The following is a 24,876-nucleotide window of genomic DNA, read 5'->3' on the forward strand; positions in this document are numbered from 1 at the left end:
TCTTACCGGCGGTCGATCGCGCAATAATGGTCGATGAAGGCCTGATGGCTCGGCATCCGCGCGACGCTGCCGTCCATCGCCGCAGCGATCCGCGTCATCCGAGCGGCCAATTCGTCTTCCGATAGGAAATCTGCGATCGGATGATGGCTTTTGGGCACGATGTTTTGGCCGTGGAGCACGGCAAGCCAACTCGTCTCGCTGAACAATTCGTTGTCATGCCGGTACAGCCGCGCATTCTCCCGGAAAATAGCGATCCGCTCCTCCAGCGAGGCGGGGATCGGCATCGTCCGGCAGCGATCCCAGAACGCAGTGTCGTCGCGCTCGGTCGCCTTGTAATGGAGGATCAGGAAGTCGCGGATCTGTTCGTATTCCAGGCGCGTGCGGCGGTTGTAGTAATCAATGTCGGGCGCGTTGAAGTTTCTGTCGGGGAAGTTGGTGAGCAACCGTGCGATCCCCGACTGGATCAGATGGATCGATGTGGACTCGAGCGGCTCGAGAAACCCGGATGCAAGGCCCAGCGAAACGACGTTTCTGTTCCAGGCCTTGCGCCGGACGCCCGCCGTAAACCGCAGGAAGTTCGGATCGGTGACGGGCTTGCCGTCGAGCCCTGCGTCGAGCGTGCGCAACGCCTCCGCATCGTCGATGTGGTCCGAGCAATAGACGTAGCCGTTGCCGGTCCGCGACTGGAGCGGGATTCGCCATTGCCACCCCGCCGCCTTGGCGGTCGCGCGCGTGTAGGACAGCGGGTCGCCGACGCGCTCGCACGCGCGCGCCACCGCACGGTCGCATGGCAGATAGTGGCTCCAGTCGTCATAGCCGGTGCCAAGCGCACCCTCGATCAGCAGCCCCCGGAAGCCGGAGCAATCGATGAACAGGTCGCCTGCGACGGCGCTTCCATCTTCCAGCAGCAAGGTATCGACATGCCCGGTCTCGGCGTCGAGCCGGACATCGACGATCCTGCCCTCGGTCCGCTGCGCGCCCGCCGCTTCCGCCAGTTCGCGCAGATAGCGCGCATAGAGCGCAGCATCGAACTGGAACGCATAAGCGATCGTCGCGAGTGGCGAGTTGACGAGCGACGGATCGGGCCGCTGGAACTTGCTCGCACGCGCCGCGCCGACCCCGATACTGTAGCGATCGAGCGGGAGTGCGCCCCCCGCCTGCGACTGCCGATACCAGAAGTGGTGGAAGTGAATGCCTTCCATCTCCTGGCCATAGCTGCCGAAGGGATGAATATAGCGCTGGCCGATCCGCCCCCAGTCGACGAATTCGATCCCGAGCTTGAACGTCGCCGCGGTGCGCCGGACGAAGTCGTTCTCATCGATCCCAAGCAGTCGGTTGAAATATTGGATATGCGGAATCGTCGCCTCGCCGACACCGACCGTGCCGATCGCTTCGGACTCGATCACGCGGATGTCGATGTTGCCGCCCGCCAGCACGCGCGAGAGCGCTGCGGCGGCCATCCATCCGGCGGTGCCGCCGCCGACGATCACGACCTTGCGGATGCGCGCGTTCTCCACCCCGGTCACGCCGCCTGCGCCGCGCAATAGTGCGCGACGAACTGTTGATGCGTCGGCATCTGCTCTGCCGCCGTGTGGATCGCGCGCTGCATCGACATCAGGCTGTGCGCGACGTCGCCGCTCGGGAGGGTCGCGACGATCGGGTCGCAGGTCGAGGGTACGATCCCCTGGCCGAGCATAACCGCGACCCAGCTCGGCCGGGCGAACAGCTCTTCTTCGTAGCGGAAGATGCGCCCGGTTTCGCGGAACAGGGCGATCTTGTGGTTGAGCGTGTCGGGCAGCGGCATCGTGCGGCAGTGGTTCCAGAACGCGCTGTCGTCGCGTTCGGTCGCGCAATAATGCAGGATGATGAAGTCGCGGACCTGTTCGAATTCGGTGCGCATGTGGCGGTTGTATTCGGTGCGGACGATGTCTGGGATGGGGGCGGCGGGGAATAGCGAGATGAAGCGGCTGATGCCTTCCTGGATCAGATAGATCGACGTCGATTCGAGCGGTTCGAGGAACCCTGCGGCGAGCCCGATCGCGATGCAATTGCCCGTCCAGAACCGCTGCCGACATCCGGCGGTGAAGCGGAGCTGGCGCGGATCGCCAAGGGCCGGTCCCTCGAGCCCGGCGAGCAGGATATCCGCCGCGGCATCATCCGACAGGAAAGCGCTGGAATAGATATGGCCGTTGCCGATGCGGCGCTGCGTCGGGATCCGCCATTGCCATCCGGCGGTGCGCGCGGTGGAGCGGGTGTAAGGGGGAAGCGGGCCGGTATGCGCGCTGGGCACCGCGAGCGCGCGGTCGCAGGGAAGCCAGTGGCTCCAGTCGTCATAGCCGACCCCGAGCGTATTCGCGGTCAACAGCGCGCGGAAGCCGGTGCAATCGAAGAAGAAGTCCCCGTCCACGGCGCGGCCATCGACCAGATCGAGACCGGCAATCGCCTCGGCATCGGTCGCCTGGCGCACGTTTCGGACGATTCCTTCGACCCGGCGCACGCCGCGCGCCTCGGCATAGTGGCGCAGGAAGCGCGCGTAGCGGGTCGCGTCGAAATGATAGGCGTAGCGCAGTTGCGACCGGACCGACCGCGGATTGGGGTCGGGCAGGGCGAAGCGGTCGGCCTGCGCGGCGACCGCGCACAGGCTGTAAGCATCGATCAGCGCAGGGTTTCCGTCGAGGCGGCTGCGCATCCAATATTGGTGGAAATCGATCCCGCGCATGTCCGCGCCGTGCTGGCCGAAGGGGTGGAAATAGCGGCTGTCGGCGCGCCCCCAGCCGACGAATTCGATCCCGAGTTTGAAGGTCGCGTCGGTCGCGGCCATGAATTCGGCCTCGTTGATCCCCAACATCTGATTGAAAGCAAGGATATCCGGGATCGTCGCCTCGCCGACGCCGACCGTTCCGATCGTGTCGGATTCGACCACGGTGATCGTCACGTCGCGGGGTTCGAGCAGGCTGGAGAGCGCGGCGGCGGTCATCCAGCCTGCGGTTCCGCCCCCGACGATGACGATATTCTTGAGATATTGCTGCATGATCATCGCCGGTTTCGGAGCAGATATTGCTCGAGTTGCAGCCGATACGTGTCGCAATCGGGCAGGGTTGAGACGCTTTGCGCCACGCTGCGCTCAAGATTGGCCAGGAATGCGGTCACTTGCGCAGGCTGCGCACGGTCCGCGAGCCGATCGTGGCGCGTCGGGCGACGCCCCATGCCGAGATGCAGGATCGTCCAGTCCTCGGGATGGAACGGTTCGAGATCATAGGCGACCAGCAGCCCGCGGGTCTCGAACATCTCGAGCTTGCGCGCCAGTGCATCGGGCTGTGGCTCCCCTTGCGCCGCGCGCCAATAGGGCGTGTCGGGGAGTCCGTTCGTGGCGAACATCGCACAGGCGAACAGCGCAGCATTCTGCGTATCCTCTTGATAACGACTGTTATATTCCCGGCGCTCGACCGTCATCCTGCCTGTGTTGGGAATGAGCGACAACAGGCGATCCAGATCGCGTTCCACCAGCATCATCGGTGCGGGCGTGAGCGGTTCGAGGACATAGGCCGCATGGCCGATCCCGACGCAATTGCCCGCCCACGCGTGATCGCGCCGGTGGAGCGTGGCCTCGCCGGCAAGCGTGGGTGCGGGACCGTGCGCAGCGACCCCCGCGTCGCGATCCGCAGGGTCGTACACCGTGACGCGGCGGGTTCGACCGCGCAGGGGCACGTCGCTGCGCCAGCCGTAGGTCGTCGGCGTGACGGTACGAACCGGACGTCCCGGGCGGGCGGCGGGGGCGTCGCTTGCGGCGATGCCGATCCGGCGCCCGGCCTCGCCTTCAGGGACGAGGTGCGACAGCAGCACGCCCGCGGGGCCGCTGCAGTCGACGTACAGGTCGGCGCTCAGCACGCGGCCGTCGCTCAGCCGGACCCCCGCGATCGCATCCACGTCGATCTCGACCGACGCCAGCGCGTCTGCGATGCGAACGACCCGGCCTGGTGCGTCGGTGACTGCGGTCTCGAACAGCCGTGCGTAGGCGGCGGGATCGAACTGATAGCCATAGTCCGCGCGCGACAGCGGATGCTGCGCCGCCTTGGCGGGGTCGCGCGGCGGATGCGCGAAGGCACCGCGCTTCGCCGCCATCGCCGCGACGAGATACGGCTCGAGCCGGTCGATCCCGACCGCCGCCAGATATTGATGCAGCAGAACGCCGTCGACGACCGGGAACGGCAGCGCGAAACATTGCGTCCACGACCGCTTCCCACCCGCCCAATGATCGTAGCGAGTCCCCCACGAAAAGGCAGTGTCGCTGTCGAGCGTCAGCGCGGGTTCGGCGACGCCGGCGGCAAGGTTGAACGCATAGGCCGACGGTGCGGTGACGTTGCCGTAGAACAGGTCGCTCTCCGCCGTACCGCCGATATCGACGAAGGTGATACGGATCGCCGCGGCAAGTTGCCGCGCAAGGCTGGCGACCGTCATCCAGCCGGCAAGGCCGCCCCCGCAAACGAGAATATGCGCGATCGGTGAAGGCGACCGGTTGGCGGAAGCGGACACGATCGCGGTTACGCCGCCGTCGCCGCGCGCGAGAGGCTGCCCGCGCCGCCCATCCGCCGGATATAGTCGGCATGATCGGGGGTCGCGCGGACCGCGCCAGCGACCGAATCGCGGATCGCGGCGGCGCGCGCGGTGAGCGCTGCTTCGCCGATCGCATGGGCGCGCGGATCATGCCCTGTCGGCATCAGATTCTGTCCCATCATCACCGCGACCCAACTGGGTGGCAGGAACAGGCCGAATTCATAGGGGATGACGTAGCCGCGCGTCGTCCACGCGTCGATCTTCTGCTGCAGGCTGTCGGGCAGCTTCAGCGCACGGAAATGGCGCCAGAAGGGGCTGTCGTCACGCTGGGTGGCGACATAATGGAGCAGCAGGAAATCGCGGACGCGTTCATAGTGCAGCCCCATCCGCCGGTTGTATTCGGCGATGCTCGGGGCATCGAACCCGCGATCCGGGAACAGCGCGAGCAATTCGGTGATGCCGTCCTGGATCAGGTGGATCGAGGTAGATTCGAGCGGTTCGAGGAAGCCGCCCGCCAGCCCGATCGCGACGACGTTGCGTTTCCAGAAATCGCGTCGACGCCCGGTGGTGAAGGACAGCCGCCGCGGGGTCGCCTGCATCGGCGCGTCGAGATTCTCGACCAGCTGGCGTTCGGCGTCATCGTCCGAGATGAAGTTGTTGCAATAGACATGGCCGTTGCCGACGCGGTGCTGGAGCGGGATCCGCCATTGCCATCCCGCGGTCCGCGCGGTCGCGCGGGTGAAGGGCCCGAGCGGACCACGGCTTTGCGTCGGCACCGCGACCGCGCGGTTGCACGGCAGCCAGTTGCTCCAGTCGTCATAGCCCGACGCAAGCGCGCCTTCGATCAGGAGACCGCGGAACCCGGAACAATCAACGAACAGATCGGCCGTGATGGCACGTTCGTCGGCCAGCGTGATCGTTTCGATAAAGCCGGTTTGACCGTCCAGAACCGTGTCCACGACCTTGCCCTCATGGCGCTCGACGCCGTGCTTTTCGGCGTAGCGACGGAGAAACGCGGCGTAGAGCGACGCATCGAACTGATAAGCATACCCAAACGTCGACTCGACGCGATCGAGGTCGGGCGAGGGGTGTTGGAAACGGCTGTGTTCGGCCGCGACGATCGGAAAGGAATAGTCGGCCAGCCGCCCGGCGGCACCCGCCGCCTGCAACCGCAGCCAATAGTGGTAGAAGGGAACGCCATCGATCGTCGGGCCGAAATCACCGAACGGATGGATGTAGCGATCGCCGTTTCGGCCCCAGTCGCAGAACTCGATGCCAAGCTTGAACGTCGCCTCGGTCGCGCGCATCAACTCCGCCTCGTCGATGCCCAACGCCACGTTGAAGGCGCGGATGTGCGGCAAGGTCGCCTCGCCGACCCCGACGGTGCCGATCTCGGCGGATTCGATCAGCGTGATCGTGACGGGCAAGCCCTTGAGCTTGTTGGCCAGCGCGGCCGCGGTCATCCAGCCGGCGGTGCCGCCGCCGACGATGCAGATGCTGGTGATTTCGGATGCGCGTGCGCGCGCACCGTCGGACGGCTTGGCTGGCATCTCTACTCCCCCAGTCGGGGTAGCATCGCCCACGGGCGTGTCCAATACCGAGAGTTCAATTTCTGTAACATTTTGTCATGATTGGTGTTCTCGGAATACGGTCAAAGGCGCAGTTTTGAGCGGTTTTCGGGCCGATTCGGAATTATTTCAAAAGCCCCATTGCGGCGTGATTAAGTCAGAGTATAAAAGTTCCATTCACTCGGGATCCGCGGTGTGATGGCCAAAATGGCCACGCACCAACAACCAGCGGACCGACAGGGTGGAAACTGGGAGTTGCCGGAGCAGTCCGGTTTGGAGGGGATACCATCATGCGGTTTTCTGCGCGTACGGCCATGCCATGTTCGGCGAAGAGCATCCTGCTCGCCACATCGGCAATTACGCTGCTTTCCTTGCCGGCAGTAGCGTCGGCGCAGACGTCGCGTCCGCGCACCGACATCGTTCCACCAGAACAGACCGAAGTGCCGCTGCAGGACAATAAGCAGATCGACTCAGCGAGCCCGACCGCCACCCTCCCGCGCAACAATTTGCCTGCGGGTGATAGCGATATCGTCGTGACGGGTATTCGCGGCGCGCTCAACTCGGCCAAGGAAATCAAGCGCCGCGCGAGCACGTTCGTGGACTCGATCAGTGCGTCGGATATCGCGACGCTGCCGGATCTGTCGGTCGCGGAAGCGATCGGGCGTATTCCGGGCGTCACCATCTCGCGCTTCCCGACCGGCGGCGCCAGCCCCGATTTCCCGTCGCCCGAAGGCCGCGGCAACCTCGTCCGCGGTCTCGGCTTCGTGCGGTCGGAATTCAACGGCCGCGATGCGTTCAGCGCGAACGGCGGACGTGCGCTCGACTTCTCGAGCATCCCGCCCGAACTGGTCGGCGGCGTCGACGTGTACAAGAACCAGAGCGCCGATCTGATCGAAGGCGGCATCGGCGGCACGATCAACCTGCGCACGCTCGAGCCGTTCGATCGCAAGGCCGGCGTCTTCGCCGTCGCGTTCGACACCACCTATTCGGATCTTCGTAAAAAATGGTCTCCCGCTGGTAGCGTAACCATCGGGAACCGCTGGAAGACGGGCATCGGCGAATTCGGCATCATCGGGTCCTTCTCGCAGTCCATTCTCAACTCGCGGATCAACGGGTGGCAGCAGAATGCGCCGATGCCGCGCGTTCTCGACGCGAGCGGCAATATCCCCGAAACCTCGCTGACCGGCGCGAACAAGCTGGGCGAGTTCACCGGGGTCAATCCTTCGCAGATCATCGGTGCGACGCCGGGGTTCCAGATGCGCACCAACGACGTCGACCGCGACCGCAAGAGCTACTACCTTGCCGGTCAGTGGAAGAACGACAGCATGCAGCTGACCGCGAAGTACATTCGCGTCGATCTCGACATCGACAGCGTCGAGCGCACGCTGGAATGGTTCCCCGAGCACGACACGGGCACCACCATGGGGGTCAGCAACATCAAGCTGAACCCCAATTTCAGTTCGGCAGGGCTTCCGATGTGCAGCGGCCCGGGCGGTTTCCCGGCCAACCCGGGGGATTGCGAAACGCTCATTCCGGTCAAGGGCGGCCTGATGGAATCGGGGTTCGTCACCAACAACGCCGATTCCTGGACCGGGGCGCGCGGCGCACCGGTCGGGTCGCTCGGCATCGGCAAGCAGGAGCGCTCGCGCACGCAGGATTTCACGCTCAACTTCAAGTGGAAGGTGAGCAATCGGCTGAGCCTGACGCTGGACGGCCAATATACCAAGGCCAGCGCGAAGCAGCGTGAGATCTGGGGCGGGATGAACACCTACCTCAACTGGAACATCAAGCAGAACCTCGACCATCCGACGATCGATTTCGTGATTGACCCGGCGCATCGGTTCAATCCGGGCCAGACCCGCTTCACCGGAGACGCCGATGCGGCGAACGGCAACCCTGCGGTGTATATTCCGCACCCGACCAACAGCGGCGATCTGAACGGCGCCAACTGGCAGTTCGCCGCCGACCGCTTCCAGGTCGGTACAGGGGATCTCTACGCGCTGCGCGGGGATCTGGCGTATGACGTGTCGGGCGGCGACGGGCTGGCGAGCTGGTTCGACAGCATCAAGTTCGGTGCGCGCTTCTCGGAACGGAGCCAGGTCAATTCGGAAATGGCGCTCAACTGGGGGTCGATCGCGCCCGCATGGGATGGTCGCGGCGGCTTCGCCGTGGCGGGGACGTTCAAGGATCCGGCAGCCGGTTTCCAGTCGGTCGATTTCAGCAAATTCTTCCGCGGCGGCGTCGTCGGCGGCACGAACAATTCGTTCGTCTTCGTCAATGAATCGCTGTTGTCGGATTACACCAAGTTCCGGAACTACATCAACAGCGAGCCGCAACTCGCCGATCGCTATGGCTGGGTGCCGCGCGGGGTGGCGGACGGATCGAGCTTCGGCAGCGCGGTGTTCCGGCCCGAAGACACGTCGGACATCACCGAGAAGACCAAGAACGCGTATCTCCGCGTCGATTTCAAACAGGCCTTCGGTAATGGCATGTCGATCGACGGCAACGTGGGCCTGCGCTACGTGCGGACGGACCTGACATCATCGGGGTTCCGGGCGTTCCGGCCATTCGTGGCGGACATCCAGACGCCGGCGATCGACCCGACGACCGGCGTTCGGACGCGTACCGACGATGCCGAAAGCCGCGACGATCCGGCGGATTTCCTGCCGGAATCGATCGCCTATGCGGCGCAGGCGGCGATTCCGACCAAGGTCGATCTGGTCGACGAACGGTGGTTGCCGTCGTTCAACGTCAAGTGGAACCTCAACCGCGAGATGCTGATCCGCTTCGGTTTCAGCAAGGGATTGAGCCGCCCGAACGTGCAGGACCTGCGCGCGTCGCAGGAATATGTCGTGACGACCGAACGCACGGCGTTCCCGCCGATCACCGACATCAACGATCCGCTCCGCGGCATCGATCGCGGCGCGCAGAGTATCCGCGTCGGCGAAGTCCGGGTCAGCCGCGGCAACCCGTTCCTCAAACCGACCACCGCGAACAGCTTCGACTTGTCGTATGAATGGTATTTCAAGGGCGGGTATCTGTCGGTCGCGGGCTTCTACAAGGACCTGTCGAACATCATCACCAACGGCGACCTCGTGCTCGGCGATGTGACGCTGGACGGGACGCGGACGCGGATCATCTACAATGGCCCGGTCAACCAAGCCAAGGCCAAGGTGAAGGGCATCGAGATCGGCTATCAGCAGTTCTTCGATTTCCTGCCGGGGCCGCTCAAATATCTCGGCGTGCAGGGCAACTATACGTATATCGACGCCTCGACCACGCCGCCTGGCAATGGCGTGGACAGTGACGGGGACGGCGTTCCCGACGATCTGACGACGGTGTTCCGCTGGGGCGTGAGCGATCTGCTCGGCCAGTCCAAGCATATCGCCAACGCGGTCGCGATCTATCAGGACAAGCGGCTCGAAGCGCGTCTCGCCTATAACTGGCGGTCGGAATATCTGACCACCTACCGTGACTATGTGACGGGCAACCCGATCTACAATTCCGCGGCGGGCTTCCTCGATGCGTCGCTGAAATATACGCTCGGGCGGGTCCAGATCCGCAGCTCGATCGCCAACATCCTCGACACCAAGAGCAAGGCGCGCGCCTATATCGACCAGAGCGGCCAGATGTACGACCGCTTCAGCTTCCTCAACGACCGCCGCGTCGTGATCGGCGCGATCTTCCAGATGTAGCGCACGATGCCGGGCGGAACGGCCACCGCCCGGCATGGCAATACGCTGACCAACCGCCTTTGGCCCGGGCCAGAAAGGATCATGCGATGAAAGCGTTTGTCCTGTTCGCCGTAGCCCTCAGCGTATCCGGCTGTGCCACCACCGGCCCATCCTATCAGGCCGCCGCCGGACCCGGCGCGGTCGGCTATTATGCCGCGCCCGCCGCCGACGGGCGGATGAGCGTGACCTACACCGGGGCCGAGAACATGTCGACGGAACAGGTCGCGCGCTTCGCCTTCCTGCGCGCGGCGGAACTGACCGTCGCGGCGGGGCAGCCGTTGTTCGCGGTGCTCGAGACACAGACCCGACAGGTCGAATCGAGCCGGACGAGCAGCCTTTCGTCGCGCGGCGGCCCCAATCTGACGGGCGGGTCGGTGTCGGCGGGAACGGGCAGTCAGGGGGATCAATCGGGCGGGACACCGGGGGTGAGCAGTCCGTCGGTCCCGACCGGTCCGAGTACGGGCGGGTTCGGTGGCGGCGACGTTCCCTATCAGATGCTCGAACGCTGGACGCCGCGGCAGGTCAACCAGACGGTGTTGCTGGTGCAGATGGCGGCGGACCGCGAGACGCTGCTGCGCGGCCAGACGACCGCCCCGCAGATCTTTACCGCAAAGGACGTCATCGCGGAAATCACGCCGAAGAAGTAAGCGCGCTAGCGCGCTAGCCAGTCCTGCACGCCTTCCAGCGTCCGGAAATCATCGACCGCGCGGACTTGCGCATTGGGGAGCACGGGGCGCGCCATCTCGGCGAGCGCCGATCCCGGCCCGAGTTCGAGGACATGCGTGACATCGCGTTCCGCCAGCGCCTCGAGCAGCGCCGCCCAGTCGATCGTCGTCGCGACCTGTGCTGCAAGACCGGCAGTGGCGCGTGCGGGGATGCCGACGATGCCCTGATCGGTCGCGCTGACCAGCCGGAGTTTTGGGCGAAGCGGGTCGATCTCTGCCAGCGCGTGTGCGAACGGCGCGACGGCGTCGGTCAGGCGCGGGGTGTGCGAGGCGACATGGACCGGCATCGCGCCCGCACGGAGCGCCCCCTGCGCGAGTGCGGCAGTGCAGAGTGCAGCCACCGCAGCGCGGGTGCCGCCGACCACGATCAGCCGATCCGGGTTGACGATCGCGACCGCGCAATCGAACGCTGCAGCCAGCGTGGCGACGGTTTCGCGCGACAATCCGCGGACATAGCCGAGGCCGTCGTCGGGACCGCTCGCCGCGTCCATCGCGCGTGCGCGCGCATCGACGAGCGCGAGCGTATCCGCCGGGGACCAGACGCCCGCGACCCCCCAGGCGGCGACTTCGCCGACGCTATACCCCGCCACCAGCGTGGCGGGCGGTGCGCCATCGGGAAACAGCGCGTCCGCGGTCGCCAGCGCGCGCGCCACGCACAGGATCTGGCTGGCGCGATTGGCGTAGAGGTCCGCCTCCGATGCGTGCGCGACGAAGGCGTGGATGTCGGTACCGAGCGTAACCGAGGCGGCGTCGAGGATCGGGGCGGCGCGGCCCTCGAACAGCCGGAACAGCGCGGAGTCCTGCCGCCCCTGACCCGAGCAGAGCAAGGCGAGGGTCACCCCCCGATCGCCTCGACGAACAGCGCCATCGCGAGCAGGTCGGCGCAACCGCCGGGGCTAAGTCGTCGGGCAACGAAGCCGTCGTGCATTTCCGCCGCGCGCACACGCCAGTCCGATGCGCCCACACCGCCCGCCGCGAGGAACGCGCGCGCCTCACGTTGCGCGTAGGCAAGCCCGGCCGGACCGCCGCGATAGAGCAGGTTGCTGTCCTCGACCTGCGCGATCAGCGTCATGCAGGCGTGGACGCGCGCGGCTTCCTCGTCGCGTGCCAGCCGCCGTCCTTCCGCGAGCGCGGGAAGCGCCACGCCATAGATGGATGGAAAACCCGCTGCGGCTTCTACGCGTGCGCCACCCGCCTGGTAGCGCCGCGCGACCATGCTGCCGTGGCTGTGAAGGTCGACCGGGCCGCCGATGATCGCCGCGCCCCAGCGCGCCATGACGATCCCGCCAAGCGCGGCGGCGACGCCGTAGCGCGCACGAAATCCCGCCGCTGCGGCGAGCAACCCAAGGCCAAAGATCGCGCCGCGGTGGGTGTTCACGCCGCCGGTTTCGCGCCGCATGGACGCCTCTGCCGCGATGCCGATTGCGCGGAGCCGGTCCATCCCCGCGCCATTTGCCCCGGCTGCGGCAAGATCGGCGAAGTAGGGAGCGAGCACGCGTGCGCTGCGGCGGAGCGTGTCGACGTCCATGTCGTCATGCGCGCCGCTGTCGACATGGCTGACGAGGCCGGGCTTGGGCCAGGTTTCGACTTCGCGGATCAGGCAATCGGCGGCGAGCGCACCGATCGCTTCGGCGGAGTCATCCGGCGCAGGCGAGGCGCAAGCGGCGGTCATGCGAACAGCGCCGTGCGATCCACGAGCCGCGCGGCGGCGGGGGATTTGGCAAGGAGCTGATCGGCGTCGGACCGCCATTCGCGCCACTGCACGGCGGCTCCGTCCGGCGCGACGAGTTCGGCATCGATCCGCATCGGTGCGGCGGCATCGACGCTTTCGATCTTCGCGGCTCGCGCATCGGCGGTCGCGGGGTCGGCACATTCGAGGATCAAGTCGATGTCCGAGGTGTCGGTGAGATAGTCGAGACCGGTTAAGTGCTGCCACGCCAGACTGCCGAAACAGCGCATTTTGGGGTCGCAGAGCAACAGCGCGGCGATCGTCATCTGCCATGCACGCGGTGCGGCGGCGGCGGCGTCGCGGAGTAGCGGCGGCGGCGTGGTGCGGACAACGGCGTCGGGCGCGCAGCGCAGCGCAACGCGGCGCTTGCCAAGCGCGGGCGGGAGCGGGACGCCCAGTGCAATCGCGTCGCCATCGTCGCACAGGATGCGACGCGCGATCGTCGGGCGGCCCTCGGCGGCCCAGTTGCGCAAGAGGGCAGGCTCATCGGGCGCGATCAGCGGTGCCCATGTCTCGGATGCGAGGTAGACGAGCGTATGGCGCGCAAGATCAGCCATGTGCGAGCCCCAGCCGCTCGACCTCCGCAGCGATGGCGGCGGCCTTGGGGCGGCCGCCGCGTTCCGCACCCAGCGTTGCGCGCAAATCCCCGGCGGGGGGCGCGGCGAGCAAAGCGGCGAACGAACCCGCCAGCGGCTGATCCGGATCCCACACCGCGGCGATGCCGCCGGTCGCGACGATATTGTCGAGGCCGGGGGCGAACACCGGGGTCGTTTCCGCCTTGGCCTCGAGCACCGCGAGCGGCAGCTTGGTGACGCGTGCCATCGAGGGCAGGTCCATCACCGCCGGATGCGCGCCGGGGAGCGCGACCAGCGTGTCGCACGCCAGCGCGGTCGCGATGAATGCGCCCGCGGCGGTGCCACCGTACAGCAGGGCGATCGTGCGATGCCCGCTGTTGCTTGCGTGGTGGAGCGCCTTGGCGAGATGCGCGAGCGTTTCGCTCAAGCCCAGCAACTCGTCGCGACGGCTCATCCGCTGGCTGCCCGAATCGAGCAGGAACAGGATCGGGCTGGCGTCGTCGCGGGCGGCGATCGCGAGGACATCGCCTGCGACCTCGACGGCTTCATCGACGCCGGGAAAGGCGCCGTCGACGATGCCAAGAACGTGCACCACGCCGCCCCCGTCCAGATGCGCGGTGCCGCGGAGCAATGCGCCGGAGGTGGTTACGTCATGCCCCGCGGGGAACAGCGAGGTCAGGATATCAGCGGGCGTCATCGGCGCTCTCCCGGTGGGTGGCGGCGGCAAGAAAATCGGCGGTGGCGAGGTCGGGGATCGAGGCGGCATCGGTAATGCCGAGCGTCGTCCAGACGTCGCGCCCGTCGACCGCATCCCCGAACCGCGCCAGGCGCGTTTCGAGCCGTGCCTGTTCCGCCGCCAGAACCGACGGGTCGAGCGTCGCCGGACGCGTCATCGCGGCGAGCGTGGCGCTACGGAAGGCAGCAACGTCATCGTCGACATAGGCATCGACCCCGCCGATCAGATAGCGGTGCTTGCCCCCCATCGTCCGCCACACCAGCGCGCGGTCGCGGGAGTCGAATTCCTCGACGCCGCGATTGGTCTCGATCACTTCGGGGCCGGAGACGCTCAATCGCCCCTGTTCGGAGATGACCAGCGTCGAGCAGCAGCCCGCGATCAGGCTGCCGCCGCCGTAACATCCCGCGCGCCCGCCGATCAGCCCGATCACGCGGACCCCGGCGGTGCGCGCGTCGAGCACCGCGCGCATGATCTCGGCAATCGCGAGTTCGCCGGCATTGGCCTCCTGCAGTCGCACGCCACCGGTGTCGAAGGCGATCACCACGTCGCGTTTCAGCGTCGCGGCGGCGCGGAGCAGCCCGGTCAGTTTCGCGCCGTGAACTTCGCCGAAAGCGCCACCCATGAAGCGGCCTTCCTGTGCGGCGACGAGCACCGGCGTGCCGTCCATCGTCGCTGCGCCGACCGCAATGCCGTCGTCGAACTGGCGGGGCAGGTCGAAGATCGGGAGATGCGGGCTCGTCTCGCGCGCTTCCGGGCCGATGAATTCGGCGAAGCTGTCGGGATCGACCAGCGCGGCGATCCGCGCGCGGGCGCTCGCTTCATACCAGCTCTGGCGGATGGGATTGCTGCTCATGCGACGGGCTCCTCGATCAGGCGAATGCCCTGCGCGAGCCGCAGCGCGACGGTGTCGGGGCGTGCGCCGCCGTCGTTGATCGCGATCCGCAAGCCCCCGCCGCCGCGCGCGGCGACGACATCGGCGGTGACGGCGGCCCACAGGTCGTCGAACCCCTGCGCGGTGGTCGCGATTTCGATCGTGCAGCGGTCGGCGGGGCCGCCGCGTTCGAGCAGCACCTCAAGATTGCCCGAGGCGACGACGCCCACGAGCGCGATCGGCCGGGTGCCGCCCGCCGCGCGCGGGGCGGCAATGTCATAGCGAAGCGTTTGCATATCGGCGCTGTCCCTTACCAGTTCCGGAAGCGGCTCGGTGGCCGGTACAATCCGCCCGATGCGAGCATCAGGTCCTTGATCGAATGCGCGGCGAGCAGGCTTCGATCCGCATCGAGCGGATCGATCCCGAGATCCTGCGGGCGCTGGATGATCTTCCGCGCGCGAAGCGTCTCGACCATCGCCTTGTCACGCCCGCGACCGACCTCGGTATAGCCCGCGACCCCGCGGATCGCCTGTTCGCGCTCGTCCCTGGTGCGGCACAGCAACAGGTTGGCGATGCCTTCTTCGGTGACGATGTGCGTGACGTCGTCGCCGTAGACCATCACCGGCGCGAGATCGAGATCGAGCTTCTCGGCGAGGTCGAGCGCGGCGAGCCGCTCGACGAACATTGGCGTGTTGCCGTCGCCGAAGGTCTCGCCGATCTGGACGACGAGCTTGCGGCCTCGGCGCAGCGGGGCGGGGCCGTCGGGGTCGGCCTCGGCCCCTGCACGCAGCCACGGTTCGCTCGGATGACGTCGCCCGCGTGCGTCCGACCCCATGTTGGGCGCGCCGCCGAACCCGGCGATGCGGTTGGTCGTAACGGTCGAGCTATGTCCGGCGAGATCGATCTGGAGCGTCGAGCCGATGAACATGTCGCACGCGTACAGCCCGGCGGTCTGGCAGAAGGCGCGGTTGGAGCGGAGCGACCCGTCGGGGCCAGTGAAGAAGATGTCGGGGCGTGCGCGGAGGTAGTCCTCCATCCCGACTTCCGACCCGAAGCAATGGACCTGCTCGACCCAGCCCGCCTCGATCGCGGGAATCAGCGTGGGATGCGGGTTGAGCGCCCAATGGGTGCAGACCTTGCCCTTCAGCCCGAGCCGTTCGCCGTAGGTCGGCAAGAGAAGCTCGATCGCCGCGGTGTTGAAGCCGATCCCGTGGTTGAGTCGGCGGATCCCGTACGGCTGGTACAGCCCCTTGATCGCGAGCATCGCGGTGAGGATCTGCGTCTCGGTGATCGCGGCGGGATCGCGCGTGAACAGCGGTTCGACATAGAAGGGCTTGGCCGCGTCGACGAGGAAATGGACCTGATCGCCGGGGATGTCGACGCGCGGGACCTTGTCGACGATCTCGCCGACCTGCGCGACGACGAGGCCGTTGCCGAAGCTGGTCGCCTCGACCACGGTCGGCGTGTCCTCGGTATTGGGGCCGGTGTAGAGATTGCCGTCGCGGTCCGCGCTGACCGCCGCGATCAGCGCGACCTGCGGCGTCAGATCGATGAAATATCGCGCGAACAGTTCGAGATAGGTGTGGACCGCGCCAAGCTCGATCTTGCCGCCGAACAGCATTTTGGCGATCCGCGCGGACTGCGGACCCGAATACGAGAAATCGAGTCGCTTCGCGATTCCGCTGTCGAACAGGTCGAGATGTTCGGGGAGGACGACGCCCGATTGCACCATGTGCAGGTCATGCACCTGCGCCGGATCGACCGCCGCGAGTGCGCGGGCGAGGACATCGGCCTGTTTCTGATTGTCGCCTTCCAGGCAGACGCGGTCGCCGGGGTTGAGGATCGCCTCGAGGAAAGACGTCAGGTCGGCGGGGGCGACGAGCTTGCCCTTCGCGAAGCGGCTGCCCGCTTCGATCCGCGCCGTCCGTGCGGCTTGTTTGCTGTTCCAGTCGCGCATCGCCTGATCGTATCCAAACATTGCTTCGAATGCGATCCTTGTATTGGCTATTGCGGTTAATGCAAGCCTGTGCATACAGTAAGGGGTATCGACGGTAGATCGGTGTACACGGAAGGATGCAACGCGTGATGATGCATACGCTGAGCCCCACGGCTCGAGTACCGCGGTGGGCGGCATGACCATTTCCGGCGTGGCGCTGCTCGCCATCTGCACGTTGCTGGGGGTTTACCTCGGCGATCTGCTCGGGGTCGGGTTGGGGGTGAAGGCCAATGTCGGCGGAGTCGGGATCGCGATGATCCTGCTGATCGCGGCGCGGCTGTGGCTCGGCAAGCGCGGATTGATGAGCCACGGCCTGAAGCTGGGCGTCGAATTCTGGGGCGCGCTTTACATCCCGATCGTCGTCGCGATGGCGGCGCAGCAGAATGTCGTCGCCGCGATGGAAGGCGGCCCGGTCGTCGTCATCGCCGCGGTCGGCGCGCTGCTGTTGTGCTTCGGTCTGGTTGCGTTGCTCAGCCGGTTGGGTGGCACCAGTGAGACGATGGACGAGATCGAGGCGAAAAGCCTGGTCGCGGCCGAGGCGGCGCGGGTCGCTGCGGGGGATCCGGCATGAGCGAGATGATCACCCATGTGTTCACCGCCAACGCTTTGCTGACCGCTTTCGCGGTCGTCGGGCTGGTGATGTGGCTCTCCAACGCAATTTCCAAATATCTGACGCGGGGGCGAGTCCATGGCTCGGCGATCGCAATCATCATCGGGCTTGCCGCGGCCTTCTTCGGCGGCGTGTGGACCGGGGGCGAGAAGGGCGTCGCGGATATTCCCGTGCTCGCCGGGATCGGGCTGATGGGCGGCGCGATGCTGCGCGACTTCGCGATCGTCGCGACCGCGTTTGAGGTCGACGTGGTGCAGGCGAAGAAAGCCGGGCTGATCGGCGCGATCGCGCTCGGGCTGGGGACGGTGGTGCCGTTCGTGTTCGGCGCGCTCGTCGCAGCGGCGTTCGGCTATACCGATGCGGTGTCGATGACGACGATCGGCGCGGGCGCGGTGACCTATATCGTCGGGCCGGTGACGGGCGCTGCGCTGGGCGCGAGTTCGGCGGTGATCGCGCTGTCGATCGCGACCGGGGTGCTGAAAGCGGTGCTGGTGATGATCGGCACGCCGCTGGTCGCGCGCTTCATCGGGCTCAACAATCCGCGCAGCGCGATGGTGTTCGGCGGGTTGATGGGGACGGTGAGCGGGGTTTCTGGCGGGCTTGCGGCGACCGATCGGCGGCTGGTGCCTTATGGGGCCTTGACCGCGACCTTCCACACGGGTCTGGGCTGTCTCGTGGCGCCGTCGATCCTGTACCTTGCGGTGCGGGCGACGGTGGGAGGGTGACGTGGCGGATATCGAGCCCGAGGATCTGAGCGACGAGCGGACCTTGCTGTCGGTGCGCATCCGCAACGCGCTGACCGACGAAATCGCGAGCGGCACGCTCAAGGCGGGGACGCAGCTCGACGAGCAGCAGCTCGCCGACCGGTTCGGCGCATCGCGGACGCCGGTGCGCGAAGCGCTGCGGCAACTGGCGGTGAGCGGGCTGGCGGAGATGCGACCGCGCCGTGGCGTGGTGGTCACGCGACTGACGCCCGAGCGGATCATGGACATGTTCGAGGCGATGGCCGAGATCGAGGCGATGTGTGTTCGGCTCGCCACCAACCGGATGACCCCGCTGGAGCGCAGCCGGTTGATCCAGCTGCACGAAAGCTCGCTGGCGATGGTTGAGGCGAACGACGTCGATGCTTATGACGCGTTCAACCGTGCGTTCCACGAGACCCTCTATCATGCGACGCACAACGCCTTCCTCGCCGAACAGGCGATCGCCACGCGGACTCGGCTCAACGCCTTCCGGCGGACGCAATTGCGGCAGGGCCGTCGCATCGTCCGTTCGCGCGAGGAGCATGACGGCGTGATGACCGCGATTGCGGAGGGCGACGGCGAGACCGCCGCACGACGGATGCGCGCGCACATGCTCAATGCGGCGAGCGCCCTCGACCGCTATATTGCCGATCACGACGGGATCGGCTGAAAATCGTAAAGGAGAGTCTCCCCATGTCCGACACCAATCTGCTCGCGGCGCGCGAAGCCCTGCATGCGCAGTCTCTGGCCGATCCCGACGGGTTCTGGCTGGATGCCGCCGAACAGCTGCAATGGATGACGCCGCCAACGCGCGCGGGCGACTGGTCGTTCGACAAGGACGATTTCCGCATCACCTGGTTCGAGGATGGCGTGCTCAACGTCTCGGTCAATTGCATCGACCGGCATCTCGAAGCGCGCGGCGACCAGGTCGCGATCCTGTGGGAAGGCGACGATCCCGCGACCGAACCGCGCGCGATCACCTACGCCGAGCTGCACCGCGAGGTCTCGCGCTTCGCCAACGTGCTGAAGGGGCTGGGCGCGAAGAAGGGCGACCGGATCACGCTGTACATGCCGATGATCCCCGAGGCAGCGTTCGCGATGCTCGCGTGCGCGCGGATCGGCGCGGTGCATTCGGTGGTGTTTGCAGGCTTCTCCGCCGAGGCGCTCGCCGGGCGGATCGAGGATTGCGACAGCCACATCGTCATCACCGCCGACGAAGGCCGTCGCGGCGGGCGCGCGGTGCCGCTCAAGGCGTGCGTCGACGAAGCGCTCAAGATCGCGGGCAAGGTCGACCATGTCCTCGTCGTCCGCGCAAGCGGGGCCGAGGTCGCGATGACCGCGGGGCGCGACGTCTGGTATGACGAAGCGGTCGCGACGGTCGGCGACGATTACCCGCCCGAGCCGATGGCGGCGGAGGACCCGCTGTTCATCCTCTACACCAGCGGATCGACCGGCAAGCCAAAGGGCGTCGTCCACACCACCGGCGGCTATCTGCTGTGGGCGGCGATGACGCATGCGACCGTGTTCGATTATGCCGCGCCCGAGGTCTATTGGTGCGCTGCGGACATCGGCTGGGTCACCGGGCACAGCTACATCGTCTATGGTCCGCTCGCCAATGGCGCGACGACGCTGATGTTCGAGGGCGTGCCGACCTGGCCGACCGCGGCGCGGATGTGGGAAGTGGTCGACCGCCATCAGGTGACGACGCTCTACACCGCGCCCACCGCATTGCGCGCGTTGATGAAGGAGGGCGATTCCTTCGTTACCGGTACGAGCCGCGCGTCCTTGAAGGTGCTCGGGTCGGTCGGCGAGCCGATCAACCCCGAGGCGTGGCGCTGGTATCACGACGTCGTCGGCGAGGGGCGCTGCCCGGTGATGGACACATGGTGGCAGACCGAGACCGGCGGCCACATGATCACCCCGCTCCCCGGCACGCCGCCCAAGCCGGGGTCGGCGAGCTTGCCGTTCTACGGGGTCGATCCGCAGTTGCTCGACGCCGAGGGGCAGCGGCTGGAGGGCGCGGCCGAGGGCAACCTGGTGATCGCGAAGTCCTGGCCGGGGCAGATGCGCGGGCTTTGGGGTGATCCCGCGCGCTTCTTCGAGGCGTATTTCAGCCTGTATCCGGGGGTCTATACCACCGGCGACGGCGCGCGGAGGGATGCGGACGGCTATTGGTGGATCACCGGTCGAGTCGACGACGTCATCAACGTGTCCGGGCACCGCATGGGCACCGCCGAGGTCGAGAGCGCGCTGGTGCTCCACGCCGATGTCGCCGAAGCCGCGGTGGTCGGCTTCCCGCACGACGTTAAGGGGCAGGGCATTTACGCCTATGTCACGCTCAACGCCGGGGTCGAGCCGGACGAGACGCTGCGCAAGGCGTTGCGCGACTGGGTCCGGCACGAGATCGGCCCGATCGCGACGCCCGATGCGATCCAGTTCGCACCCGGCCTGCCCAAGACGCGCTCGGGCAAGATCATGCGCCGCATCCTCCGCAAGATTGCCGAGGGCGATACCGGGGCATTGGGGGATACGTCCACGCTGGCGGACCCGAGCGTGGTCGATGCGCTGGTGGCGGACAGTCAGGTGACGAAGGCGTAAGGCGCGGGGCCGGTTGCGTGGGCTGTGCTCCTGCGAAAGCAGGAGTCCAGAGTTCAGCAAAACAACGGCTTGTAGCGTGTGAGACCCTGGGCTCCTGCCTGCGCAGGAGCACGGCACGGGTTGCGTGAGGACCGCGGGTTCGGTCATCCCGGCGGAACGCGCTGCGGTTGACCGGGTTGTGGGGTGGTCAACGATACAGGCCACCCCGCCCAATGCCGCACCTCGTCACTGAACATCTTTCGATTGCCTACACCGAGCACGGCGACCCCGCCGGCCAGCCGGTGCTGCTGATCCACGGCTGGCCCGATGACGCCTCGACCTGGGACGCGGTCGCTCCCGCTCTGGCCGAGGCGGGTTTGCGCGTGATCGTGCCGACGCTGCGCGGGTTCGGGGAAACGCGGCTGGGCGACGGGCCACGCACCGGCAACAGCGCGATCCTCGCGATGGACGCGATCGCGCTGATGGACGGGCTCGGGATCGAGCGGTTCATGGTCGCGGGGCATGACTGGGGATCGACCACCGCCGAGGCACTCGCGATCGGCTGGCCCGAGCGGGTCGAGCGGATCGCGCTGCTGTCGTCGATGCCGCGGATGGGCGGCGCACCGACCCCGCCGTTCGAACAGGCGCAGCGGACCTGGTATCACTGGTTCATGGCGACCGCGCGTGGGGCTGTGGCGGTTCGCGCCGATCCCAAGGGCTTCGCGCATATCCACTGGGTCAATTGGGCACCGCGCGGCTGGTTCGACGAGGCGACGTTCGATCGCGTCGCGCAGTCCTTCGAGAATCCGGACTGGGTCGACGTGACGCTCCACAGCTATCGCGCGCGCTGGGACGAGGCCGAGCCCGATCCGCGCAGCCAGTGGCTCGAGGACAAGGTCAAGGCGACGCGCTCGCTCGCACTGCCCGCGATCTACATCCAGGGCGACGCCGATGGCGTCAATCCGCCGTCCGCCAGCGCGGGCGTGCCGGACAAGTTTACCGGACCGTTCGGCTATATCCGGATTTCAGGCGTTGGCCATTTTCCGCAGCGCGAGCACCCGCAAGCGGTGGCGCGACACCTCATCCATCTTTTTACTGGCGACCCCCAGACCCTCGCCGACACGCATGACCGGAGTTTTTATATGTCCAAGACCAAGCCCCTCCTCGCCGGCATCGCCGCCGCGGGCCTGATCGCCGCCGCCGCGTTCGGCGTGGCGCAAGCGCAAACTCGCCCCGCGACCAACGCGCTGAGCGAAGTGGCGACGTTCGACCATCAGGTGACGGGCGTCGCGGTGACCGCCGACGGCCGCCGCTTCGTCAACTTCCCGCGCTGGACCGACGATGCGCCGATTTCGGTCGCCGAAGTGATGGCCGACGGGTCGCTCAAGCCCTATCCCGACGCCAAGTGGAACAGCTGGCGCAACGCGCGCGCGACCGAGCTGCCGGTCAGCGAATATTTCGTCTGCGTCCAGTCGATCGTGCCCGATGGCCACGGCAATCTCTGGGTGCTCGACCCCGGCGCGCCGGGCAATGAGAAGATCCTCGAAGGCGCGCCCAAGCTGGTCAAGATTGACCTCGCCACCAATCGCGTCGTGAAGACGATCCTGGTGCCGGGCGACGTCGCGTTGCAGGGGACCTATCTTAACGACATCCGCTTCTCGCCCGACGGCAAGACCGGCTATATCACCGACAGCGGGACGCGCGGCGCGATTATCGTGATCGACCTCGAAAGCGGCAAGGGCTTCCGTGCGCTCGACGGACATGTCTCGACGCAGATCGACAAGACCGTCAAGGTGACCACCGACGGCAAGCCGCTGGTGCGCCCCGATGGTCGCCAGCCCGCTTTCTCGGCGGACGGGATCGCGATTTCGAACGACGGCAAGACGCTCTATTATCAGGCGCTGACCGGAAAAACGCTGTATTCGATCGACACCGCGCTGCTGCGTGAGGGTGTCGCGGAGACGGCGCGGGCTGCGGGCGTGAAGACGGTCGCGCAGACGCATGTCGCGGACGGGCTGTGGATGAGCAAGGCGGGGACGCTGTACCTGACCTCGCCGACCGACAATGCGATCACGCGGCTGGCGGGCGATCACGTCGAGCCGGTGCTGAGCGATCGGCGGTTGCGCTGGCCGGACACGTTTTCGGAAGGGCCGGACGGGCGCATCTATGTGACCGCGAGCCACATTCAGGACACCAACTGGTTCAAGCCGGGTGCACCGGCGTCGCTGAAGACGCAGCTGTTTGCGTTCATGCCGGGGAAGGGCGGGCGGCGCTGAGGGCACTGCACTCGGTGCGCCCCCACCACCGTTCGCCCTGAGCGTAGTCAAAGGGCCCTTGCCAAACGGACCGCGGTCTATGGGGAGAGGGGGCTTCGACTTCGCTCAGCCCGAACGGGGTGGGGGTGCCCCAAACCTTCCGTTTCGTTTCGAGCGTAGTCGAGAAACCTGCGCTGTGCCCGGTTTCTCGACTTCGCTCGAAACGAACGGTGGGGGGGCGTCACGATCTCGCCCCCCCACTAAATTCACCTCACCCCGCCGCGATGAACCCGCCGATCCCCGCGAGCGCCAGCGAAGCCGCCGGAAGCGCGGTCGCGTCGAACGAGAGCCGCAACCATCGCGCATCGCGCGCCTTGGCGAAGGGCAGCCGCTGCGTCGCCAGCGCATAAGCGATGTTGGCGAGTTCGCCCGCGCCCGCGGGCTCCCACCGTTTGCCGTCGACGCTGGTTTCGCAGCGATAGCCACGCGGCGGAGAGACGTCCTTGGCGAGCGTGCGCGACGGGGTGATGTTCACGCCCGCGAGGCGGACGAGCTTGCCCATGTCGATGGTGACGCTGGACGGGGTGCCGGGCGTCGGGGCGGGGATGGTCCAGCGGGTTGCGGCGTCATCATCGAGCAACGCTTCCGCGCCGGGCGACGAGGCCGCTACGATCCGCCAGCCTGCGGTCGACAGGATCGTCGGGTCGGTGCGCGTGCTGGGGGCGACCTTGACCGGCGCGACCTGGCGGAACAGCGCGATCTCGCTGATCGCGGGGCAAGCGGGCGCGTCGAGGATGCGCAAGCGCAGCCGCCGCGCGGTGATCGGTTGCGGCAGGCGGATGATGCGCTGTGCCCCGATCGCCTCATGCTCGGCGAGCGTCGTCCATGCGCCGTCCACTTCGGCATCCACCGCGAAACGCGTGACGCGGAGGCCGAGCGGCAGATATTCGCGCAACCGGATCAGGTCGAAGCTGCGCCCCGGCGGCAGGTCGAGCGTCAGCGTGGAATTGTGATCGGCATCGGGGGTCGACCAGTAACTGTCGTCGCGCCCGTCGAGCACGCGCGCCGCACTGAAGGCCGCGCCGCGTTCGGCGCTGGCGTGCGCGACCGCGCCCTGCGCGAGATCGGTGCGATAGGTCGCCGCCTGCGCCGCGCCGAACGAGGCGAGCACCGCCGCGTCGGTATCGGCAATGCGCCCACGCCGGTCGGGCGGCAGGTTGAGATTGAGGTTGGTGCCGCGCCCGACCGATTCGTCGTACAGCTTGAGCAGCCGGTCGGGCAGCTTGACCTTGCCGTCCTCGTCCGCGTGATAGAACCAGCCGGGGCGGATCGACACGTCGGTTTCGGCTGGCCACCACAATTCCGCGCCGCGCACGCCGCTATTGCCCTCGGCCTGGACATAGGGGTGGTTGGGCATGGTCGGCCAGCACGGGTCGCCCGCGACGCCGTCCTCATTCCCGACCCAGCGGATATCCGCGCCGAGCGGATCGAACGTGCACGCCATCGGCTGATGCTGGTGGACCAGCGCGATCGTGGTCTTCCAGTCGTAATAGGCCGGCGCATCGATCTTCCGCGTCTCGCGCGCGCCGCCGTAATAGCCGTCGCCGCCATTCGCGCCGTCGAACCAGAATTCAAACAGCGTCCCGTAGCGGGTGCAGAGCTCGACGATCTGCTTGCGGAAATAATCGACATAGGCCGGGCGGCCATAGTCGGGGTGATGCCGGTCCCACGGCGACAGATAGAGCCCGAAGTCGAGCCCGGCGCGACGTGTTGCCGCCGCCATCTCGCCGACGATGTCGCCCTTGCCGTTCTTGTACGGCGTGTTGCGGATGCAGCGTTCGGTCAGCAGCGTCGGCCACAGGCAGAAACCGTCGTGATGCTTGGCGGTCAGGATGATCCCGGTCATCCCGCCCGCCTTGGCCGCCGCGACGATCTGGTCGGGGGAGAAGTCGGTCGGGTCGAACAGCTTCGGGTCCTCGTCGCCGTAGCCCCATTCCTTATCGGTGAAGGTGTTGATCGAAAAATGGATGAAGGCATATTGCTGGCGCTTGTGCCACGCGAGCTGGCGTGGCGACGGGGTCGCACCCCAAGGCTTGGGCGCGCCGACAGGGGACTTGCCGAGCGCGGGGGCCGTCATCGCTGGGACGGCGGTGGCAGCGAGGCCGGAAGCGATCACCGAGCGGCGTGAGAAGCTGGTCATGGA

19 protein-coding genes are annotated in these 24,876 nt (G+C 66.9%); 7 read left to right on the top strand and 12 right to left on the bottom strand.

What is annotated here, in order from left to right:
* Positions 1 to 2: 2 nt before the first annotated feature.
* The 4 genes from ABIC17_RS03880 to ABIC17_RS03895 are packed head-to-tail and all read right to left on the bottom strand — an operon-like array spanning position 3 to position 6,104.
* On the bottom strand, positions 3 to 1,526 hold the full coding sequence (locus ABIC17_RS03880) for a tryptophan halogenase family protein (RefSeq protein ID WP_354279313.1): 1,524 nt from the start codon (positions 1,524 to 1,526) through the stop codon (positions 3 to 5).
* Entirely contained in the window at positions 1,523 to 3,037 is a 1,515-nt protein-coding gene (locus tag ABIC17_RS03885) for a tryptophan halogenase family protein (RefSeq protein ID WP_354279314.1), read from the bottom strand. The genes ABIC17_RS03880 and ABIC17_RS03885 overlap by 4 nt, the downstream gene beginning before the upstream one ends.
* On the bottom strand, positions 3,034 to 4,533 hold the full coding sequence (locus ABIC17_RS03890; protein WP_354279315.1) for a tryptophan 7-halogenase: 1,500 nt from the start codon (positions 4,531 to 4,533) through the stop codon (positions 3,034 to 3,036). Before ABIC17_RS03890 ends, ABIC17_RS03885 begins: the two co-directional genes overlap by 4 nt.
* Positions 4,534 to 4,541: 8 nt before the next feature.
* Entirely contained in the window at positions 4,542 to 6,104 is a 1,563-nt protein-coding gene (locus ABIC17_RS03895) for a tryptophan halogenase family protein (RefSeq protein WP_354279316.1), read from the bottom strand.
* Between the two features lie 308 nt (positions 6,105 to 6,412).
* Here ABIC17_RS03895 and ABIC17_RS03900 point away from each other — a divergent pair, with 308 nt between their 5' ends.
* Together ABIC17_RS03900 and ABIC17_RS03905 are read left to right on the top strand one after the other, a co-directional pair.
* Positions 6,413 to 9,817 carry a TonB-dependent receptor gene (locus tag ABIC17_RS03900; protein WP_354279317.1) on the top strand — a complete coding sequence of 1,135 codons (3,405 nt, stop codon included), beginning with the start codon at positions 6,413 to 6,415 and terminating at the stop codon, positions 9,815 to 9,817.
* An 86-nt stretch (positions 9,818 to 9,903) separates the two neighbouring features.
* Positions 9,904 to 10,503: a CC0125/CC1285 family lipoprotein gene (locus tag ABIC17_RS03905; protein ID WP_354279318.1), complete on the top strand. Its 600-nt coding sequence runs from the start codon at positions 9,904 to 9,906 to the stop codon at positions 10,501 to 10,503.
* Between the two features lie 5 nt (positions 10,504 to 10,508).
* Here ABIC17_RS03905 and ABIC17_RS03910 read toward each other — a convergent pair whose 3' ends face one another.
* The 7 genes from ABIC17_RS03910 to mdcA are packed head-to-tail and all read right to left on the bottom strand — an operon-like array spanning position 10,509 to position 16,470.
* Entirely contained in the window at positions 10,509 to 11,420 is a 912-nt protein-coding gene (locus tag ABIC17_RS03910) for an ACP S-malonyltransferase (protein WP_354279319.1), read from the bottom strand.
* Positions 11,417 to 12,253 carry a triphosphoribosyl-dephospho-CoA synthase MdcB gene (gene mdcB / locus ABIC17_RS03915; protein WP_354279320.1) on the bottom strand — a complete coding sequence of 279 codons (837 nt, stop codon included), beginning with the start codon at positions 12,251 to 12,253 and terminating at the stop codon, positions 11,417 to 11,419. The genes ABIC17_RS03910 and mdcB overlap by 4 nt, the downstream gene beginning before the upstream one ends.
* Complete coding sequence (gene mdcG, locus ABIC17_RS03920; protein WP_354279321.1) at positions 12,250 to 12,867, bottom strand: malonate decarboxylase holo-[acyl-carrier-protein] synthase; 618 nt, start codon at positions 12,865 to 12,867, stop codon at positions 12,250 to 12,252. Before mdcG ends, mdcB begins: the two co-directional genes overlap by 4 nt.
* The gene (locus ABIC17_RS03925; protein WP_354279322.1) at positions 12,860 to 13,582 is read right to left on the bottom strand and encodes a biotin-independent malonate decarboxylase subunit gamma; all 723 of its coding nucleotides are present in this window, start codon (positions 13,580 to 13,582) and stop codon (positions 12,860 to 12,862) included. Before ABIC17_RS03925 ends, mdcG begins: the two co-directional genes overlap by 8 nt.
* A complete protein-coding gene (locus ABIC17_RS03930; RefSeq protein ID WP_354279323.1) occupies positions 13,569 to 14,474 on the bottom strand; it encodes a biotin-independent malonate decarboxylase subunit beta in 906 nt (301 codons plus the stop codon). Before ABIC17_RS03930 ends, ABIC17_RS03925 begins: the two co-directional genes overlap by 14 nt.
* Positions 14,471 to 14,788: a malonate decarboxylase acyl carrier protein gene (gene mdcC / locus ABIC17_RS03935; RefSeq protein ID WP_354279324.1), complete on the bottom strand. Its 318-nt coding sequence runs from the start codon at positions 14,786 to 14,788 to the stop codon at positions 14,471 to 14,473. Before mdcC ends, ABIC17_RS03930 begins: the two co-directional genes overlap by 4 nt.
* Positions 14,789 to 14,802: 14 nt before the next feature.
* A complete protein-coding gene (gene mdcA / locus ABIC17_RS03940; protein WP_354279325.1) occupies positions 14,803 to 16,470 on the bottom strand; it encodes a malonate decarboxylase subunit alpha in 1,668 nt (555 codons plus the stop codon).
* A gap of 154 nt (positions 16,471 to 16,624) precedes the next feature.
* On the opposite strand from mdcA, the gene madL reads away from it, so the two are divergent.
* From madL to ABIC17_RS03965, 5 genes are all read left to right on the top strand, one after another.
* Complete coding sequence (gene madL / locus ABIC17_RS03945) at positions 16,625 to 17,059, top strand: malonate transporter subunit MadL (protein ID WP_354279326.1); 435 nt, start codon at positions 16,625 to 16,627, stop codon at positions 17,057 to 17,059.
* Complete coding sequence (gene madM, locus ABIC17_RS03950) at positions 17,056 to 17,823, top strand: malonate transporter subunit MadM (RefSeq protein WP_131526642.1); 768 nt, start codon at positions 17,056 to 17,058, stop codon at positions 17,821 to 17,823. The genes madL and madM overlap by 4 nt, the downstream gene beginning before the upstream one ends.
* Position 17,824: 1 nt before the next feature.
* On the top strand, positions 17,825 to 18,511 hold the full coding sequence (locus ABIC17_RS03955) for a GntR family transcriptional regulator (protein ID WP_354279327.1): 687 nt from the start codon (positions 17,825 to 17,827) through the stop codon (positions 18,509 to 18,511).
* Positions 18,512 to 18,534: 23 nt separating this feature from the next.
* Complete coding sequence (gene acs, locus ABIC17_RS03960; RefSeq protein ID WP_354279328.1) at positions 18,535 to 20,439, top strand: acetate--CoA ligase; 1,905 nt, start codon at positions 18,535 to 18,537, stop codon at positions 20,437 to 20,439.
* 212 nt (positions 20,440 to 20,651) lie between these two features.
* Positions 20,652 to 22,694 (top strand): L-dopachrome tautomerase-related protein, encoded by a 2,043-nt coding sequence (locus tag ABIC17_RS03965; protein WP_354279329.1) that lies wholly within the window; start codon positions 20,652 to 20,654, stop codon positions 22,692 to 22,694.
* 250 nt (positions 22,695 to 22,944) lie between these two features.
* Here the strand turns inward: ABIC17_RS03965 and ABIC17_RS03970 are convergent, their stop codons facing one another.
* Positions 22,945 to 24,873, bottom strand: coding sequence for an alpha-L-fucosidase (locus tag ABIC17_RS03970; protein WP_354279330.1), 1,929 nt, complete (start codon positions 24,871 to 24,873; stop codon positions 22,945 to 22,947).
* Positions 24,874 to 24,876 lie beyond the last annotated feature (3 nt).

Source organism: Sphingomonas sp. PvP056, from assembly GCF_040549155.1.
Taxonomy (GTDB): domain Bacteria; phylum Pseudomonadota; class Alphaproteobacteria; order Sphingomonadales; family Sphingomonadaceae; genus Sphingomonas.